General features: G+C 32.9%; 15 protein-coding genes. 9 read left to right on the forward strand and 6 right to left on the reverse strand.

The genetic code is table 11. The features are described 5' to 3' along the window. Positions 1-31 precede the first annotated feature (31 nt). From Q0870_RS10090 to Q0870_RS10105, 4 genes are all read left to right on the forward strand, one after another. Positions 32-1111, forward strand: a complete 1080-nt coding sequence (locus Q0870_RS10090) for a DNA replication/repair protein RecF (protein ID WP_298555280.1) — start codon at positions 32-34, stop codon at positions 1109-1111. Between the two features lie 538 nt (positions 1112-1649). After that, positions 1650-1946, forward strand: coding sequence for a DUF721 domain-containing protein (locus Q0870_RS10095; RefSeq protein WP_298555281.1), 297 nt, complete (start codon positions 1650-1652; stop codon positions 1944-1946). A 98-nt stretch (positions 1947-2044) separates the two neighbouring features. After that, positions 2045-2236, forward strand: a complete 192-nt coding sequence (locus Q0870_RS10100; protein WP_067150460.1) for a cold shock domain-containing protein — start codon at positions 2045-2047, stop codon at positions 2234-2236. 107 nt (positions 2237-2343) lie between these two features. Further along, positions 2344-2535, forward strand: a complete 192-nt coding sequence (locus Q0870_RS10105; protein WP_298339087.1) for a cold shock domain-containing protein — start codon at positions 2344-2346, stop codon at positions 2533-2535. 198 nt (positions 2536-2733) lie between these two features. On the opposite strand, the gene Q0870_RS10110 is transcribed toward Q0870_RS10105, so the two are convergent. Then, entirely contained in the window at positions 2734-3153 is a 420-nt protein-coding gene (locus Q0870_RS10110; protein WP_298555282.1) for a nucleoside-diphosphate kinase, read from the reverse strand. Positions 3154-3240: 87 nt separating this feature from the next. Between Q0870_RS10110 and Q0870_RS10115 the strand changes: the two genes are divergently transcribed. From Q0870_RS10115 to Q0870_RS10135, 5 genes are read left to right on the forward strand one after another with little or no spacing between them, the layout of a single operon-like run. Further along, complete coding sequence (locus tag Q0870_RS10115; protein WP_298555284.1) at positions 3241-4260, forward strand: bifunctional oligoribonuclease/PAP phosphatase NrnA; 1020 nt, start codon at positions 3241-3243, stop codon at positions 4258-4260. Next, entirely contained in the window at positions 4253-4795 is a 543-nt protein-coding gene (gene gldI, locus Q0870_RS10120) for a gliding motility-associated peptidyl-prolyl isomerase GldI (RefSeq protein WP_298555285.1), read from the forward strand. The genes Q0870_RS10115 and gldI overlap by 8 nt, the downstream gene beginning before the upstream one ends. 1 nt (position 4796) lies before the next feature. Beyond that, the gene (locus Q0870_RS10125) at positions 4797-5921 is read left to right on the forward strand and encodes a peptidylprolyl isomerase (RefSeq protein WP_298555287.1); all 1125 of its coding nucleotides are present in this window, start codon (positions 4797-4799) and stop codon (positions 5919-5921) included. A 55-nt stretch (positions 5922-5976) separates the two neighbouring features. After that, positions 5977-6903 (forward strand): prolipoprotein diacylglyceryl transferase, encoded by a 927-nt coding sequence (gene lgt, locus Q0870_RS10130; protein ID WP_298555289.1) that lies wholly within the window; start codon positions 5977-5979, stop codon positions 6901-6903. After that, complete coding sequence (locus tag Q0870_RS10135) at positions 6890-7378, forward strand: DUF192 domain-containing protein (RefSeq protein ID WP_298555291.1); 489 nt, start codon at positions 6890-6892, stop codon at positions 7376-7378. Before lgt ends, Q0870_RS10135 begins: the two co-directional genes overlap by 14 nt. A 276-nt stretch (positions 7379-7654) precedes the next feature. Here the strand turns inward: Q0870_RS10135 and secDF are convergent, their stop codons facing one another. From secDF to gyrB, 5 genes are all read right to left on the reverse strand, one after another. Next, positions 7655-10636 (reverse strand): protein translocase subunit SecDF, encoded by a 2982-nt coding sequence (gene secDF / locus Q0870_RS10140; RefSeq protein ID WP_298555293.1) that lies wholly within the window; start codon positions 10634-10636, stop codon positions 7655-7657. Between the two features lie 243 nt (positions 10637-10879). After that, the gene (locus Q0870_RS10145; protein WP_298555295.1) at positions 10880-11497 is read right to left on the reverse strand and encodes a hypothetical protein; all 618 of its coding nucleotides are present in this window, start codon (positions 11495-11497) and stop codon (positions 10880-10882) included. 74 nt (positions 11498-11571) lie between these two features. Beyond that, the gene (locus Q0870_RS10150) at positions 11572-12498 is read right to left on the reverse strand and encodes a malate dehydrogenase (protein ID WP_298555297.1); all 927 of its coding nucleotides are present in this window, start codon (positions 12496-12498) and stop codon (positions 11572-11574) included. Positions 12499-12752: 254 nt separating this feature from the next. Further along, complete coding sequence (locus Q0870_RS10155; protein WP_298555299.1) at positions 12753-13760, reverse strand: DUF6588 family protein; 1008 nt, start codon at positions 13758-13760, stop codon at positions 12753-12755. A gap of 158 nt (positions 13761-13918) precedes the next feature. Continuing rightward, entirely contained in the window at positions 13919-15868 is a 1950-nt protein-coding gene (gyrB, locus tag Q0870_RS10160) for a DNA topoisomerase (ATP-hydrolyzing) subunit B (RefSeq protein WP_298555301.1), read from the reverse strand. Between the last annotated feature and the right edge of the window lie 93 nt (positions 15869-15961).

The raw sequence follows: 15961 nt of genomic DNA on the forward strand, positions 1-15961 counted from the left end.
ACCTAGAAAAGCTCTTAAAGTTGCTATTTGTATGATTTTAAAATCGCTTTCTTTACTTAATTATAAAAATTTCGATAGTAAATCGTTCATTTTCAACGAAAAAATAAATTGTATTGTTGGCAATAACGGTATTGGAAAAACAAATGTGCTTGATGCTATTTACCATTTATCCTTCGGAAAAAGTTATTTTAACCCAGTTTCAACTCAAAATATTAAACACGAAGAAGACTTTTTTGTGATTAATGGCGATTATGATAAAAATGAAAAACTAGAAAAAGTAGCTATTAGTTTAAAACGTGGGCAAAAAAAAGTAATTAAACGCAACGGAAAAGCTTACGAAAAATTTAGTGAACATATTGGTTTTTTACCTCTTGTTATTATATCTCCTGCCGATAGAGATTTAATTATTGAAGGTAGTACTACACGGCGTAAATTTATTGATAGTGTAATTTCACAAAGCGATAAAAGCTACCTAAATCACTTGATTAATTACAATAAGGTGTTGGCACAGCGTAATGCTTTATTGAAATATTTTGCACTAAACCATACGTTTAACAATGACACTCTTGAGGTTTATAATGAGCAACTTACAGATTATGGTACACAGATTTTTGAAAAACGCGCTGCTTTTTTAAAGGCTTTTATCCCCATTTTTAAATTGCGATACAAGGCCATTAGTAATGGTAACGAATCTGTTGATTTGATTTATAACAGCCACTTATTTGATGATGATTTAAATACGCTTTTAAAAGCTTCGGTAAATAAAGATAAGGCTTTGCAATACACAAGTATTGGTATACATAAGGACGATTTGCATTTTAATATTAACAAGTATCCTATTAAAAAGTTTGGTAGTCAAGGGCAGCAAAAATCGTTTTTAATTGCTTTGAAATTGGCTCAGTTTGATTTTATTAAGACACAAAGCGGTGCAAACCCTATTTTACTTCTTGATGATATTTTTGATAAATTAGATGAACAACGTGTTGCACAAATTATAAAACTTGTTGATGATGAAAATTTTGGGCAATTGTTTATCAGTGACACTCATGCTGAACGCACAGAACATGCTGTAAAACAGGTACATCAATCTTACGAAGTTTTTAGATTGTGAGTTTTAAAAAAAAAGACAAGACATAGATAATTATGGTAATTTCTATGACTTGAATTAATTAGCATTACTCAACCACAAATTTGTAATATCGATTTAGTTTACCCTTGACTTTGTAAAAAATTTCAGCTACCTTCGTTTAACCTCGGATATAAAACATTAAAACGATTTCATATCCGTGGAACAGTTGGAGTGAATTCCTGCGTCATTCACTCCAACGTCCCCGCGAATAAGATTTGGAGCGACTGCCAAAAGGCACTCACACCAACAACGAATAAAATTCATTGAAACAAATCTTATTCGCGGGGACGTTAAACGAACTTTCCCAAAAACAAAATAAATTTCGATTTAAAAAAGATAAGATAACAAATTTGTCCGCGTTAGGGCTAGTAGCACATAGGCCACAGTACAACAAAAGAAGCACAAAAATTGAAACCCTTCAACTCTGCTCAGGATAAACTCAAGCCCGACCCTTGTGGTAAGGCACAAATAATTTAATACTTTTACAAAAAATTAATTTTCACCTAAGTTTTATTGTACCATGGCAAAACGTAATAACGAAAATTTGAGTATTAGTGATGCTTTGAAAGAGTTTGTGGAAACGAACAAATTGGAGAAAGGATTGGATAAGGTGAACGTTGCGGATGCCTGGGAAAAGCTTATGGGTAATGGGATTAACAACTATACAACTGCAGTAAGTTTAGAGCGTGAAACGCTGTATGTGCAGTTAAGTTCAAGCGTTTTGAGGGAAGAATTGAGCTACGGAAAGGAAAAGATTATTAATATGCTTAATGAAGAATTAGGTAAAGAAATTATTAAAAAACTGATTTTAAGATAATTAGATATTAGCTTTTATTATAAAAAATATAACAAAATATTAAAACGTATTACTTTTTACCTTACCTTTGGAACTTAATTTATTATAATACAAATACAATGAGTAAAGGTACAGTAAAATTTTTCAATGATTCTAAAGGTTTTGGATTCATCGTTGAAGAAGACAACAACAAAGAACATTTCGTACACATTTCAGGATTAATCGATGAAATTCGTGAAGGTGATGTTGTAGAATTCGATCTTCAAGAAGGAAGAAAAGGATTAAACGCCGTAAACGTAAAAGTAGTCTAACGATATACTATTTCACAATTACAACTAATAGCCTATCATTAATGATAGGCTTTTTTTGTGGCACAGACTTTGCTTTACTATAACTATAATAATTAAAATTTAATACAATGAGTAAAGGAACAGTAAAATTCTTCAACGATTCTAAAGGATTCGGGTTTATAACTGAAGAAGGTTCAAACACAGAACATTTTGTTCACATTTCTGGATTAATCGATGAAATTCGCGAGGGCGATATTGTTGAGTTTGATTTACAGGAAGGTAGAAAAGGCTTAAACGCCGTAAACGTAAAAGTAGTTTAGTAAAAAAACAATCTGAGATTTTTTATCTTAGATGTTCAAATAAATTTGTCATTCCTGCGAAAGCGGGAAACTATACTTTTTAAAACAAAAATCCCGCAACATAGTTGCGGGATTTTTTGTTTACGCAAAATATAACTTATTTGTGTGTATAATGAATACCTACAAGGTTTTGAAAACCTAGTAGGATAAATCTATGAATTAAAACTGCTCTCTTCCTGAGAAATGGAATGCGCCTTCAATGGCTGCATTATCATCGCTATCACTTCCGTGTACTGCATTTTCGCTAATTGAATCTGCATACATCTTTCTAATAGTTCCCTGGGCAGCATCTGCAGGATTTGTAGCTCCTATTAAAGTTCTAAAATCTTCAACAGCATTATCTTTTTCTAAGATTGCTGCTACAATTGGTCCGCGTGTCATGTATTCTACTAATTCTGGAAAAAACGGACGTTCTTTATGTATTGCATAAAATGTTTCTGCATCAGCAGTTGTCATTTGTGTTAATTTCATTGCTACAATTCTAAACCCTGAAACTGCAATTTTTTCTAATATTACCCCAATGTGTCCTTTCTCAACAGCATCTGGCTTAAGCATTGTAAATGTTCTATTTGTTGCCATTATTTTTGTTTTATGTGGGTGCAAAAGTAATCTATTTCTATGGATTTGCAATAATTCTAATTCTAAAAAATTGTATCTTCGTCAGCTATGAATAAACAAGACATTGCGAGCATAAAACAGCTTTTATCTAACAAAAAAAAGATAGTTATAGTACCACATAAAAACCCAGATGGTGATGCTATAGGTTCTACTTTAGGATTATTTCATTATTTAATAAAAGGAAATCATGAGGTTAGTGTTATAACTCCTAATGATTACCCTAAGTTTTTAAAATGGATTCCTGGAAATGAAACTATTTTAAAATATGATACACAAACTGATGTTTGTAAAGCTTTAATTGAAAAGGCAGATATTATTTTTACTCTAGATTTTAATGCGTTTCATAGAACTGGTAATATGGAAACTGTTTTAGAAAGCAGTAATGCCATTAAAATAATGATTGACCACCATCAAGCACCAGACAATTATGCAAAATACACTTTTAGTGATATTACAATGAGTTCTACTTGTGAAATGGTATATCATTTTATTGATATGTTAGGTAACACAAAAATGATTGATAGTGATATTGCTACGTGTTTATATGTTGGTATTATGACAGATACTGGTTCTTTTAGGTTTCGATCAACAACAAGTAAAACCCATACAATCGTTTCAAAACTGATAGAACATGGAGCCAATAACAACGAAATACACAATAATATTTACGACACTAATAGTTATGAGCGCTTACAACTACTAGGCTGTGCCTTAAGTAATTTAAGGATTATTCCAGAATCTAGAGCCGCATATATTACACTTACCCAAGATGAACTTCAGAAATACGATTACAAAAAAGGAGATACTGAAGGCGTTGTAAACTACGGATTGTCCTTGAATGGTGTTGTACTCGCAGCTATATTTATTGAAGACAGAAATGAGGGTATTATAAAAATCTCTTTACGATCAAAAGGCAACTTCTCAGTTAACGAAATGTCTAGAGCACATTTTGAAGGAGGCGGCCATACCAACGCTGCCGGAGGCAAAAGCCACTTATCTCTAGAAAAAACAGTTGAAAAATTTATTAGTATATTACCTACTTATAACAAAGCCCTAAATAATGAATAAACTACTTATCTTAGCCCTATTTTTGCTAGTTTTTGGCTGTAAAACCCCAGAAGCAAGACGCCCTGTTTCAGTAAAATCAGGTTCTTTCATTGATGCCTCTGTAGAGCGCAATAAAAAGCTTAACGCTAAAGAAAAAGCATCAATAGAGAAACTAATGAAACTACAAGAGCAAGATTATATAGCCTCTGAAAGTGGTTTTTGGTATTATTATAATAACAAAACATCTATAGACAGCTTAAAAACCCCTGCTTTTGGAGATATTATCAACTATAACTACAATATTAAATCTCTTAATGGGCATATAATTTATTCTACTAAAGAATTAAAAACACAAAATTACACCATGGATAAAGAAGAGTTATTCACTGGGCTTCGTGAGGGTTTAAAGCTTATGAAATCTGGCGAAACTGTAACTTTTCTATTCCCTTCTCAAAAGGCTTACGGTTATTATGGTGATGAAAACAAAATTGGCAGAAACACACCTCTTATTTGCGAGGTTACAATAAATTCTATTACCTTAAATCAAACACGCTAATATGTTATCAAAGCCTATTTTAAAAATTGTATTATTAATTTTAGTAGTAAACTTATCATCTTGCAAAGTTCAATATCCCGAACTTGAAGATGGTTTATATGCCGAATTCATAACAAATAAGGGTGTTATGGTTGCTAAACTAGAGCAAGAAAAAGCTCCAATAACAGTAGCAAACTTTGTATCGTTAGCAGAAGGAAATAATACTATGGTTAAAGAAGCCTTTAAAAATAAAAAATTCTTTGATGGTCTTATTTTTCACCGTGTTATAGATAAATTTATGATTCAAACAGGCGACCATTTAGGTACTGGACACGGCGATCCTGGTTATAAATTTAATAACGAGTTTCATCCAGATTTAAAACACGACAAACCTGGCATTCTTTCAATGGCCAATTCTGGGCCCAATACCAATGGAAGTCAATTTTTTATAACCGAAGTACCTAAACCTCATCTAGATAATAAATACAATGTGTATGGTGCATTGGTAATAGGTCTAAATATTCAAGATTCCATTTCGAATGTAAAAACCGATAATAAAGACAAGCCGTTAAAAGATGTCACTATTGAAGCCGTTAATATTATTCGAAAAGGTAAAACGGCAAAACAGTTTGACGCACCATCAGTTTTTGAAAATCATTTTATTGAAGCCGAACGACTTGAAAAAGAAAAAAAAGCTAAAGCTGCAGCCATATTAAAAGCTACGCAAGATAAATTTAAAAAGCAAAAAGAAAAGGCTATAAGTTTAGATTCTGGATTGCAATATTATATTTCTGAAAAAGGAACTGGCAAAAACTTAAAGGAAACCTCTAAAGTTTTAACCCATTACACGGTTTACTTTGAAAACGGAAAACTACTTGAAACTAGCAGCTTAGAAGTTGCCGAAAGGCTTGATGCTGTTAACGAAAAACGTAAATCAGCTAATAGATATCAACCATTAACAGCAGATATAGGCCCAGACGCACAAATGATTGCTGGATTTAAAGAAGGTCTTCAACAATTAAATATTGGAGATAAAGCCACTTTATTTATTCCTTATCATTTGGCTTATGGAGAAGCTGGAAGACGAGGTATTCCTGCAAAATCAAATATTATTTTTGAAGTTGAAATATTAAAACTTCTTAAATAAATTTTAACACTAAAGCTACTATAAACCTTTATATTTACGCTGAAAAACAAAACCTATGTACGCATTGAAATTTGATTGGAACCCAGTAACAGGAATAGATCTAGGATTTTTTAAGATTCACTTTTATAGTATGATGTGGGTGGTTGCCTTTATACTAGGTTGGTATATTATGAAGCGTATTTTTACTAAAGAGAAAGTGTCTTTAGATTATTTAGACCCGCTATTTATTTACACTGTTTTAGCAACTATGCTAGGTGCAAGGCTTGGTCATGTATTATTCTATCAATCGGAATTAATTAAAGAAGATTTTTTTAGTATTTTTTTACCATTCAGCTTTAAGAACGGATTTGAATTTACAGGTTTTCAAGGACTTGCAAGTCATGGCGCAGCTATTGGTATTATTATAGGCATGTATTTATACCGCCGAAAGTACAAGTATAAATCTGTGCTTTGGATTTTAGATCGTGTTGTAATAACGGTAGCTTCTGGAGCTGTTTTTATTAGAATTGGTAATTTTATTAATTCAGAAATTATTGGTAAAATAACAGACTCTAATTTAGGTGTTCGTTTTATTCAAGACCAATATTACAAAAGTGAAATTGTACAACGTACAGGAATCAAAGATGTTCAAAAAGCATATAATGCAGTTACTGAAAATTCGCAATTTCAAAATTTATTAGATGTCGTTCCTTACAGACATCCATCACAACTTTACGAGTCGTTCTGCTATATTTTTGTGTTTTTAATTTTATGGTATTTCTATACAAAAACGATTAAAAAAGATCAATTAGGCTTTTTATTTGGACTGTTTTTAGTACTCCTATGGACTATCCGTTTCTTTATTGAGTTTACCAAAGAACCTCAAGGGGAAGAATATATTAATTGGTTTGGCTTAAACACTGGTCAATGGCTAAGTATTCCGTTTGTATTAATAGGATTATATTTTATGTTTGTTTACAAATCAAAACATGCAACTAAGTAAAATGCCTTTTAAACAATTTACAATATTATTTATCGCTTTTGTTTTAAGTCTATCTGCTTGTAAAGACAATAAGAAAATTATTAAGCAAACCGAGGTTACTTTTACTAAAGAAGGCGAGCTTACTATTTTTAAAGTTTCGGACTCTACAAAGGTTACTTTAGATATTGAAATTGCTGATACAGATTTTGATATTCAAACTGGGTTGATGTATAGAAACTCTATGAAAAAACAACAAGGCATGCTCTTTGTTTTTGATGATGAAACAGAGCGCTTCTTTTACATGAAAAACACTAAAATTCCATTAGACCTTATTTATATTAGCGCATCTAAAAGCATTGTTAGTTTCCAAAAGAATGCACAGCCTTTTGATGAATCTTCATTACCATCAAATGGGCCTGCTAAATACGTACTGGAAGTTAACGCTGGCTTAGTTGATACATGGGGGCTTTCAGTTGGAGATATTATTTCCTTTTAAATTATTCAAAATACTTTGTTTAATGCATAAACACGAAATCTATCAGGTAAGCGCGTTAGGGATTGAAACGACATCCTTTTTAAAAAACTTAATAAAACGAATTTAAGTGTTTACTAAAAACAAACAGATAGCCACGTCGCTCACTCCTAGCTATGACGTTTTAAAAAGATACAGTGGAAAGCCCGACCCTATATGGGTAACGCCCAAATAATTAAAATAAAAAAGCCTATCAACATAAAACTGACAGGCTTTTTACTTAGAAAATTTGAGTTAGTCTTAATTCTTGTCTTCTAATTTTTTTACACTATCGTACATAATTGGTGTTGCAATAAATAGTGATGAATATGTTCCTACAATAACACCTACTATTAAGGCAAACATAAAGCCTCTAATAGAATCACCACCAAATATGAAGATGGCTAACAATACAACTAATGTTGTTAATGATGTATTTAAGGTTCTACTCAATGTACTGCTTAATGATACGTTTACAACTTTATCAAATGTCCAACTTGTGTGCTCATTGAAGAATTCACGAATTCTATCGAATACTACCACGGTATCATTTAACGAGTAACCAATTACTGTTAATATTGCTGCAATAAACGCTTGGTTTATTTCCATGTTAAATGGCATAAATTTGTATGTTAATGAGAATACACCTAGTACAATTAACACATCGTGGAATACCGCTGCTACTGCTCCTAAAGAGTATTGCCATTTCTTAAAACGAATTAAGATGTATAGGAATACTACGATTAACGACCCTAAAATTGCCCAGAAAGATGCTTGCTTAATATCATCGGCAATGGTTGGTGTTACTTTGTACGATTCCAGTAAACCTACTTGTTTGTTTTCATCATTTAAATCGATGAATTGCTGATAAGTTATGCCTTCTAAATGTGGCACTAAGGCTTGGTAAAGTGATTTTCTAATCTCTTCATCTATCGCTGCTCCAGACTCATTTACTTTATATTTAGTTGTAATTTTTAACTGGTTTGCATCTCCAAATGTTTTGGCATCTGCACTTCCAAATACTTCTGGACTTGATAATAAGTTTGTAACCTCTGAAGCACTTATATCCTGTGCAAAACGCACTTGATAGGTTCTACCTCCAACAAAATCGACACCTTGGTTTAATCCATTTGTAAATAACGACCCTAAACTTAAAAGTATTAAAGCACCAGAAATAATAAAGGCTACTTTACGTTTCTTTAAAAAGTTGATATTGATATTTCTAAAAAGGTTTTTAGTTATACCTGTAGAGAAATCTAATTTCCCGCCACGATTAGCATACCAATCGATTAATAATCTAGTAATAAAAATAGCTGTAAATAAAGATGTTGCAATACCTATTAATAATGTAGTTGCGAAACCTTTAATTGGCCCTGTACCAAAAATGAATAAGATTAATGCCGTTAAACCAGTTGTAACGTTGGCATCTAAAATTGATGACAAGGCATTACTAAATCCATCTTTAATTGATTCTATTTGTCCTTTTCCTTTAGCTAATTCTTCTCGAATACGCTCAAAGATAAGTACGTTAGCATCTACCGACATACCAATGGTTAATACAATACCCGCAATACCAGGTAGTGTTAATACCGCTCCTAATCCTGATAAAATACCAAAGATTAACAATAGGTTTAATAACATAGCGATATCTGCGAATACACCTGCTTTTCCGTAATAGAAAATCATCCAAAGTAATACTAATACTAAGGCTATTAAGAATGACATGGTACCACTTTCAATAGCTTCTTTACCTAAAGATGGTCCTACAACCTCACTTTGAATAATATCTGCAGATGCTGGTAATTTACCCGCACGTAATACGTTTGCTAAATCTATCGCTTCATTTAATGAGAAATCTCCTGATATTGAAGAACTACCTCCCGCAATTGGACCTGTAGTTACTCCTGGAGCCGAATACACAACATTATCTAAAACAATTGCAATTTGACTACCTTGAGTGTATGCTTTTCCAGTCATTTCTTCCCAGATTTTAGCACCTTTAGCATTCATTTGCATAGACACCTCTGATTTTCCTGTTGGACCAAATTGGTTTCTAGCATCTGTTACAACAGCACCGCTTAGTTGTGGTACATTTTCCCTGTTTCCTATTAAAGCGTATAAATCTACTACTTCACTATCTTTTTCTGGTTTGCCAAAAACAAACTTTGCATAACGTTGTTCTGCAGGAAGTAAAGCTCTTACCTCTGGTCTGTTTAAATAATCTAAAACCGTTTCTTTATCTTTAACCTCGAACTTAGCAATAATTGGCCCGCCTTGGTAACCAAGACCTCTAATTAACTTTCCAAGTGGGTTGTTTTCTACAACTGCTGTAGAGTCTGTTTCTGCATCTCCTAATAAATCATCAATTTGATCGCTCTGTGCATCTTCTTCATCTTGAGGTTCTGCTTCTGTAACGTCATCAGTTTTAACAATACCTTTTAAAACAGCATTTGCTTGATCTATAAATTGGTAGAATTGCTCACCTTTATAAGCATCCCAAAACTCTAACTGTGCAGTACTTTGTAATAAACTTGTAGCACGCTCAACATCTTTAACCCCTGGAAGTTCTACTAAAATACGACCAGAGTTTCCTAAACGTTGGATGTTTGGTGATGTCACACCAAACTCATCAATACGCTTACGTAACACCTCGAAAGCTGAAACTATAGATTCGTCTATTTTTGTTTCTATAATAGCTTTTACATCATCATCAGACATACTACCATCAATCTCACCATCTAACTCTCGAGTATAAAATATATCTGGAGATGCCAATTTAGTATCGCCTTTAATATTATCAAATGCTATGAAGAAATCTTCTAAGTATGTATTTTGACTATTCTTTTGAATTTCTGAAGCATCTTCTAATGCTTTATTAAAAACTGGGTCGGTTGTATTATTTGCTAAACCTTTTAAGATATCTTTCACAGATACTTGAAGAATAACGTTAATACCTCCTTTTAAATCTAAACCAAGATTCATGGCTTTTTGCTTCACTTCATTATAAGTGAATTTTGCAACACCAATATTATAAACCGTATCGGTTCCTTTTTCTTGAAGAAAGTTAGCTTCTTCTTGACTGCGTAGTGCACGATAATTTTCTTCCGATTCAGAAATCTTATTAATCGCTACTTCTTGTGCTTCTTTTTCAACTGAATTTGCTGTGAATGTGAATGATAATTGGTAAAGACTTACCAAACCAAACAAAATAGCAAATAATTTTACTAATCCTTTGTTTTGCATGTTATACTTTTTACGTCAAATTTTTAAACCTGAATATTTTCAGGCGAACAAATATAGAATTTACTCTATAATTTGACAATTTTTTATTTTTTGGATATGATTCTTATAAATCTAATAGAGAACAAGTTCTAATGGTAATCGTTTTCAATTCAATTTATTTAATGAAAGCAAATGGGTAAACTCTAATAATTTTGCATTTTGAAGTCATCATTTCTACTTCAAAAAAACAAAACATTATCCCATTTAACAGATGGGTCCTGCTCTAACTTCTGGAATAACATGAAGTGGGTCACTTAATTGTATCGTAATAGCTCTACGAATTTTATAAGTGACATGTATTAGGTTATCTGTATAATCATAACTTAGGCTTTCTACAGATATATAGTTTGGATCTAAAAACCTATCGCTTTTTACCTCAACATTTAAACTTATAGCGCCATCAAAATCCCATCCAGAATGTTGTCCGTTTTGGATTTCGTAAACATTAATATCATAAATAATACTAGATTCTTGAAATGGTAATTTTGATGAATCTTTATCCTGTGATTGAGAAGTAAATTGAAGTGCTAGCGTTTCTTGGTCTAGAAACAGTTGCTTTATACTGGCAATATCTGCATCACTGAAATACGTTATTTTCAGTTTACCAGCATCTAAAGAAAGGACTTTAATATTTTTAACCCCTAAATTTTGTAACTGCTGTTTTACATTAACTACCGCATCATCAGCTTGTTTAGATGTTAAATTAACATCTTCAAACTGCAATACAATTTCTTGATTAGGCACCGCTATTTGCTGTTGTGAAACAACACCAAATAAAGTTAAACCAAAGATTAAAATACTAATGCACCATCTTGCAATCATGGGCCAAATATAAAAAAATAAAGACTGTATTGCTACAGTCTTTATATAAATCTATGTTTTATAATGTTTACGTATTACACGTCTAACAATCCGTTAGTTTTTTTAACACCTTCTGCACTTGTTTGCATGTGTGCTTTTTCAGCATCACTTAAAGGAATATCGACGATGCGTTCTATACCGTTTTTACCTAAAATTACTGGTACACCAATACAAATATCATTTAAACCATATTCACCTTCTAAGAATGTAGAACATGGAAACATTTTCTTTTGATCACAAGCAATAGCTTGAACTAAACCACTTACTGCAGCTCCTGGTGCATACCAAGCAGAAGTTCCTAAAAGCCCTGTAAGTGTTGCTCCACCAACTTTAGTGTCTGCAGCAACTTGCTCTAAACGTTTTGCACTTAAAAACTCAGAAACTCTAATACTATTTCTTGTAGCGTGACTTATTAATGGCACCATACCTTTATCACTATGACCACCAATTACCATACCATCTATATCGCTAATAGGAGCTTCCATAGCCTCTGCTAATCTATATTTAAAACGAGCAGAATCTAAAGCACCACCCATTCCAATAATTCTGTTTTTTGGAATATCAAGTGTTTTATGTGCTAAATAGGTCATGGTATCCATTGGATTACTTACAACAATAAGAACCATATTTGGAGAATGCTCAAGTAAACTAGATGACACAGCTTTTACAATACCAGCGTTGATACCAATTAACTCTTCACGAGTCATTCCTGGTTTACGAGGAATACCAGAAGTAATTACACAAATATCACTATTTGCTGTTTTGCTATAGTCGTTTGTTACTCCTGTAATTTTAGTATCAAAACCATTTAATGATGCACATTGCATTAAATCCATGGCTTTTCCTTCAGCATAACCTTCTTTAATGTCTAACAACACTACTTCTGAAGCGAAGTTTTTAATAGCAATATACTCTGCACAACTTGCACCAACTGCTCCTGCACCTACAACTGTTACTTTCATTTTTCTTATTATTTTTTTATTAGTATTTAATTATTATTATCAATCTACAAAATTCAATATAAAACCTATTAATTTAAATGATTTTAATCATGAACTTCAATTATTTCATCAATAAATACGTGAAATTTAACTCCTGCAAAATTACGAATTAAAATACTGTAAACGAAAAAAGCACAGGATAATATCCTGCGCTTTTTTTAAACAAAAATTAAATATAACTAACTAAAACTAAACAATTAATTTCTTTATAAATTCTATCTGAAACTAAAAGCAATTCCTGCTGATAGTGTGTTGTATTCTTGTAGTGTATAATCTCCAAAAATTTTGAAGAATCCTAAACTCAACCTTGCACCAATAGTCGTTCTAAAACCACTAGCGTCAAAATCTAAATTCAACGGATCTGTTACAGTTTCCACAATGGTTCCGCTACCCGTACTATAAGTTAAATCATAATCTCCCAACATTTGCAAAGAAGAGCTTCCTCCAGAATACCCAATACCTCCGTAAATATTTATAACAGGAAAATTTAATGAGCCAATTGCTTGAACTGTAAAGGAGTTTAATTTAAACACGGCACTCTGATTACTACCTCCTAAAACATTTCCATCAATACCATAATCTACATTCATAGATGAATAAGCTGCTAATACCGAAACATGTAATGGTAACTTATCCAAAGGGCCAAATATGCTTGTAATTTCTTTTTTAAGTCCTAAACCAAACAAATCTCCTTTTGCATCATCACTTCCCACCTTTGGCACTAAACGCAACATAATGTCAAATTTATAAGGAAGTCCAACACTTAATTGCAGAGCAGGAGTTGGTACAGCATTCATTGGTAAATCTTCACTAATTCCTGATGGCATATTAAATGACGCCGTAACACTTTGACCTTGTACAACTGCATTTACATTCATTTGAGCTCCATCATCTGAACCAAATAATGTAGGCGTAGTTGTTGAAGATGATGAAATACTTGTTAGACCTAAATCTGCTATATTAAAAATTTCATCCTCTGTTGGAGCCATAGACAAACTTGCACCAATAGAAATATCAAAACCTAGCTTTTTATGAACTTTAGCTGTATGATACCAGCCACTATTCATACCATATATCAATCCTTTCATTCCTGGAGCGATATATCCGGCGGTTAATTTTGAAGCATCATCCTTTGATGCCAACAAAATACTTTCTAATTCCTGAGATTTTGAAACATGTGCCACAAAAAAGAGCAAAATAAATAAGGGTATTTTTTTCATCATTAAAAATTTGGTTTTACAAACATAGGAAAAAAATCACACAAAACAACATTTTATCGAAAAAAAATGCTTTTAAACGGATATTTATTTGTTTTGTCGACAAAAAAAGCTCTAATAAATCCATATTAGAGCTTTTATACTATAGTATTAAAATCTTTTATTTACGCATCAATATTAGCATAAATAGCATTCTTTTCAATAAACTCTCTGCGAGGTGGTACTTCATCACCCATTAACATAGAAAAAATTCTATCCGCCTCAGTACCATTATCAATTTGCACCAAACGCATGGTTCTAAACTCAGGATTCATAGTTGTATCCCAAAGTTGTTCAGCATTCATTTCCCCAAGACCTTTGTAACGTTGGATTTTAGAGCCATCTCCAAATTCAGAAACAATCTCGTCTCGTTCAGCATCACTCCATGCATATCGTTTTTTCGCACCACGCTTCACTAAATACAAAGGTGGTGTAGCTATATAAATATGTCCGTTTTCAATCAACTCCTTCATATATCTAAAGAAGAACGTTAAAATCAACGTTGCAATGTGGCTACCATCAATATCGGCATCACACATAATAACCACTTTATGGTATCTTAATTTAGATAAGTTTAAAGCTTTACTATCCTCTTCCGTTCCTATAGTTACACCAAGTGCAGTAAATATGTTTTTAATCTCTTCGTTTTCAAAAACCTTGTGCGTCATCGCTTTTTCAACATTCAAAATCTTACCTCTTAAAGGCAAAATAGCTTGAAATGCTCTATCACGACCTTGTTTTGCAGTTCCACCTGCCGAATCTCCCTCAACAAGAAATACTTCACATTTTGCAGGATCTTGCTCAGAACAATCAGATAATTTCCCTGGTAAACCACCAATACTCATTACTGTTTTACGCTGTACCATTTCACGCGCCTTTTGGGCTGCATGACGTGCTTGCGCCGCTAAAATCACTTTTTGTACAATGGTTTTAGCATCATCAGGATTTTCCTCTAAATAATCCGTTAACATTTCAGAAACTGCTTGACTTACAGATGCAGAAACCTCTCTATTACCTAATTTCGTTTTCGTTTGTCCTTCAAACTGAGGCTCTTGAACTTTTACAGAAACAATAGCCGTTAATCCCTCTCGGAAATCATCACCAGCAATATCAAACTTCAATTTATCTAACATGCCAGATTCATCCGCATATTTTTTCAACGTATGCGTCAACCCTCTACGGAAACCAGATAAATGTGTTCCTCCTTCATGCGTATTAATATTATTCACATAAGAATGTAAATTCTCTGCATAAGATGTATTGTAAATCATAGCAACCTCAACAGGCACACCATTCTTTTCACCTTCAAAAGCAATTACATTTTTCATTAAAGGTTCACGTGTCGCATCCAAATACTGGATAAACTCAGACAATCCATTTTCAGAATGAAATGTTTCGCCCTCAAACTCACCATCTTCCTTAACAGCTCGCTTATCAACTAAATGTACCGTAATTCCTTTATTCAAATACGCTAACTCACGTAATCTACTCGCTAAAGTATCATAACTATACTCTAAAGTTTGTGTAAAAATAGTTGGGTCTGGTTTAAAAGTAACCGTAGTTCCTCTTTTATCAGTCGCACCCGTCTTTTTAACAGGATATAATGCTTTTCCGCGCTCATACTCTTGTTCCCAAATCTCACCCTCTCTATAAACTGTAGCTTTTAAACTCTCAGATAAGGCATTAACACAACTTACACCAACACCGTGAAGTCCACCAGAAACCTTGTAAGAATCCTTATCAAACTTACCACCCGCACCAATTTTAGTCATTACAACCTCAAGTGCAGAAACACCTTCTTTTTTATGCAATCCTACTGGAATACCACGACCATCATCCTCGGTAGTAATCGAGTTATCCTCGTTAATAATCACTGTAATATTATTACAATGTCCAGCCAAAGCCTCATCAATCGAGTTATCCACCACCTCATAAACCAAATGATGCAAACCTCTTGTACCCACATCACCAATATACATGGATGGACGCATGCGCACATGCTCCATACCTTCCAAAGCCTGAATACTATCAGCCGAATAATTATGCTTGTTAAATTCTTCTTTTGCTTCGCTCATACTATCTATTTAGTTTGTTTTAATTTATTTTAAAAACACCACAAAACTATTTTGGGCGTTACCCTAAAGGGTCGGGCTTTACGTTTCAAGTCC

The sequence above is a fragment of the uncultured Algibacter sp. genome, from assembly GCF_947487575.1.
In the GTDB taxonomy this organism is placed as follows: domain Bacteria; phylum Bacteroidota; class Bacteroidia; order Flavobacteriales; family Flavobacteriaceae; genus Algibacter_B.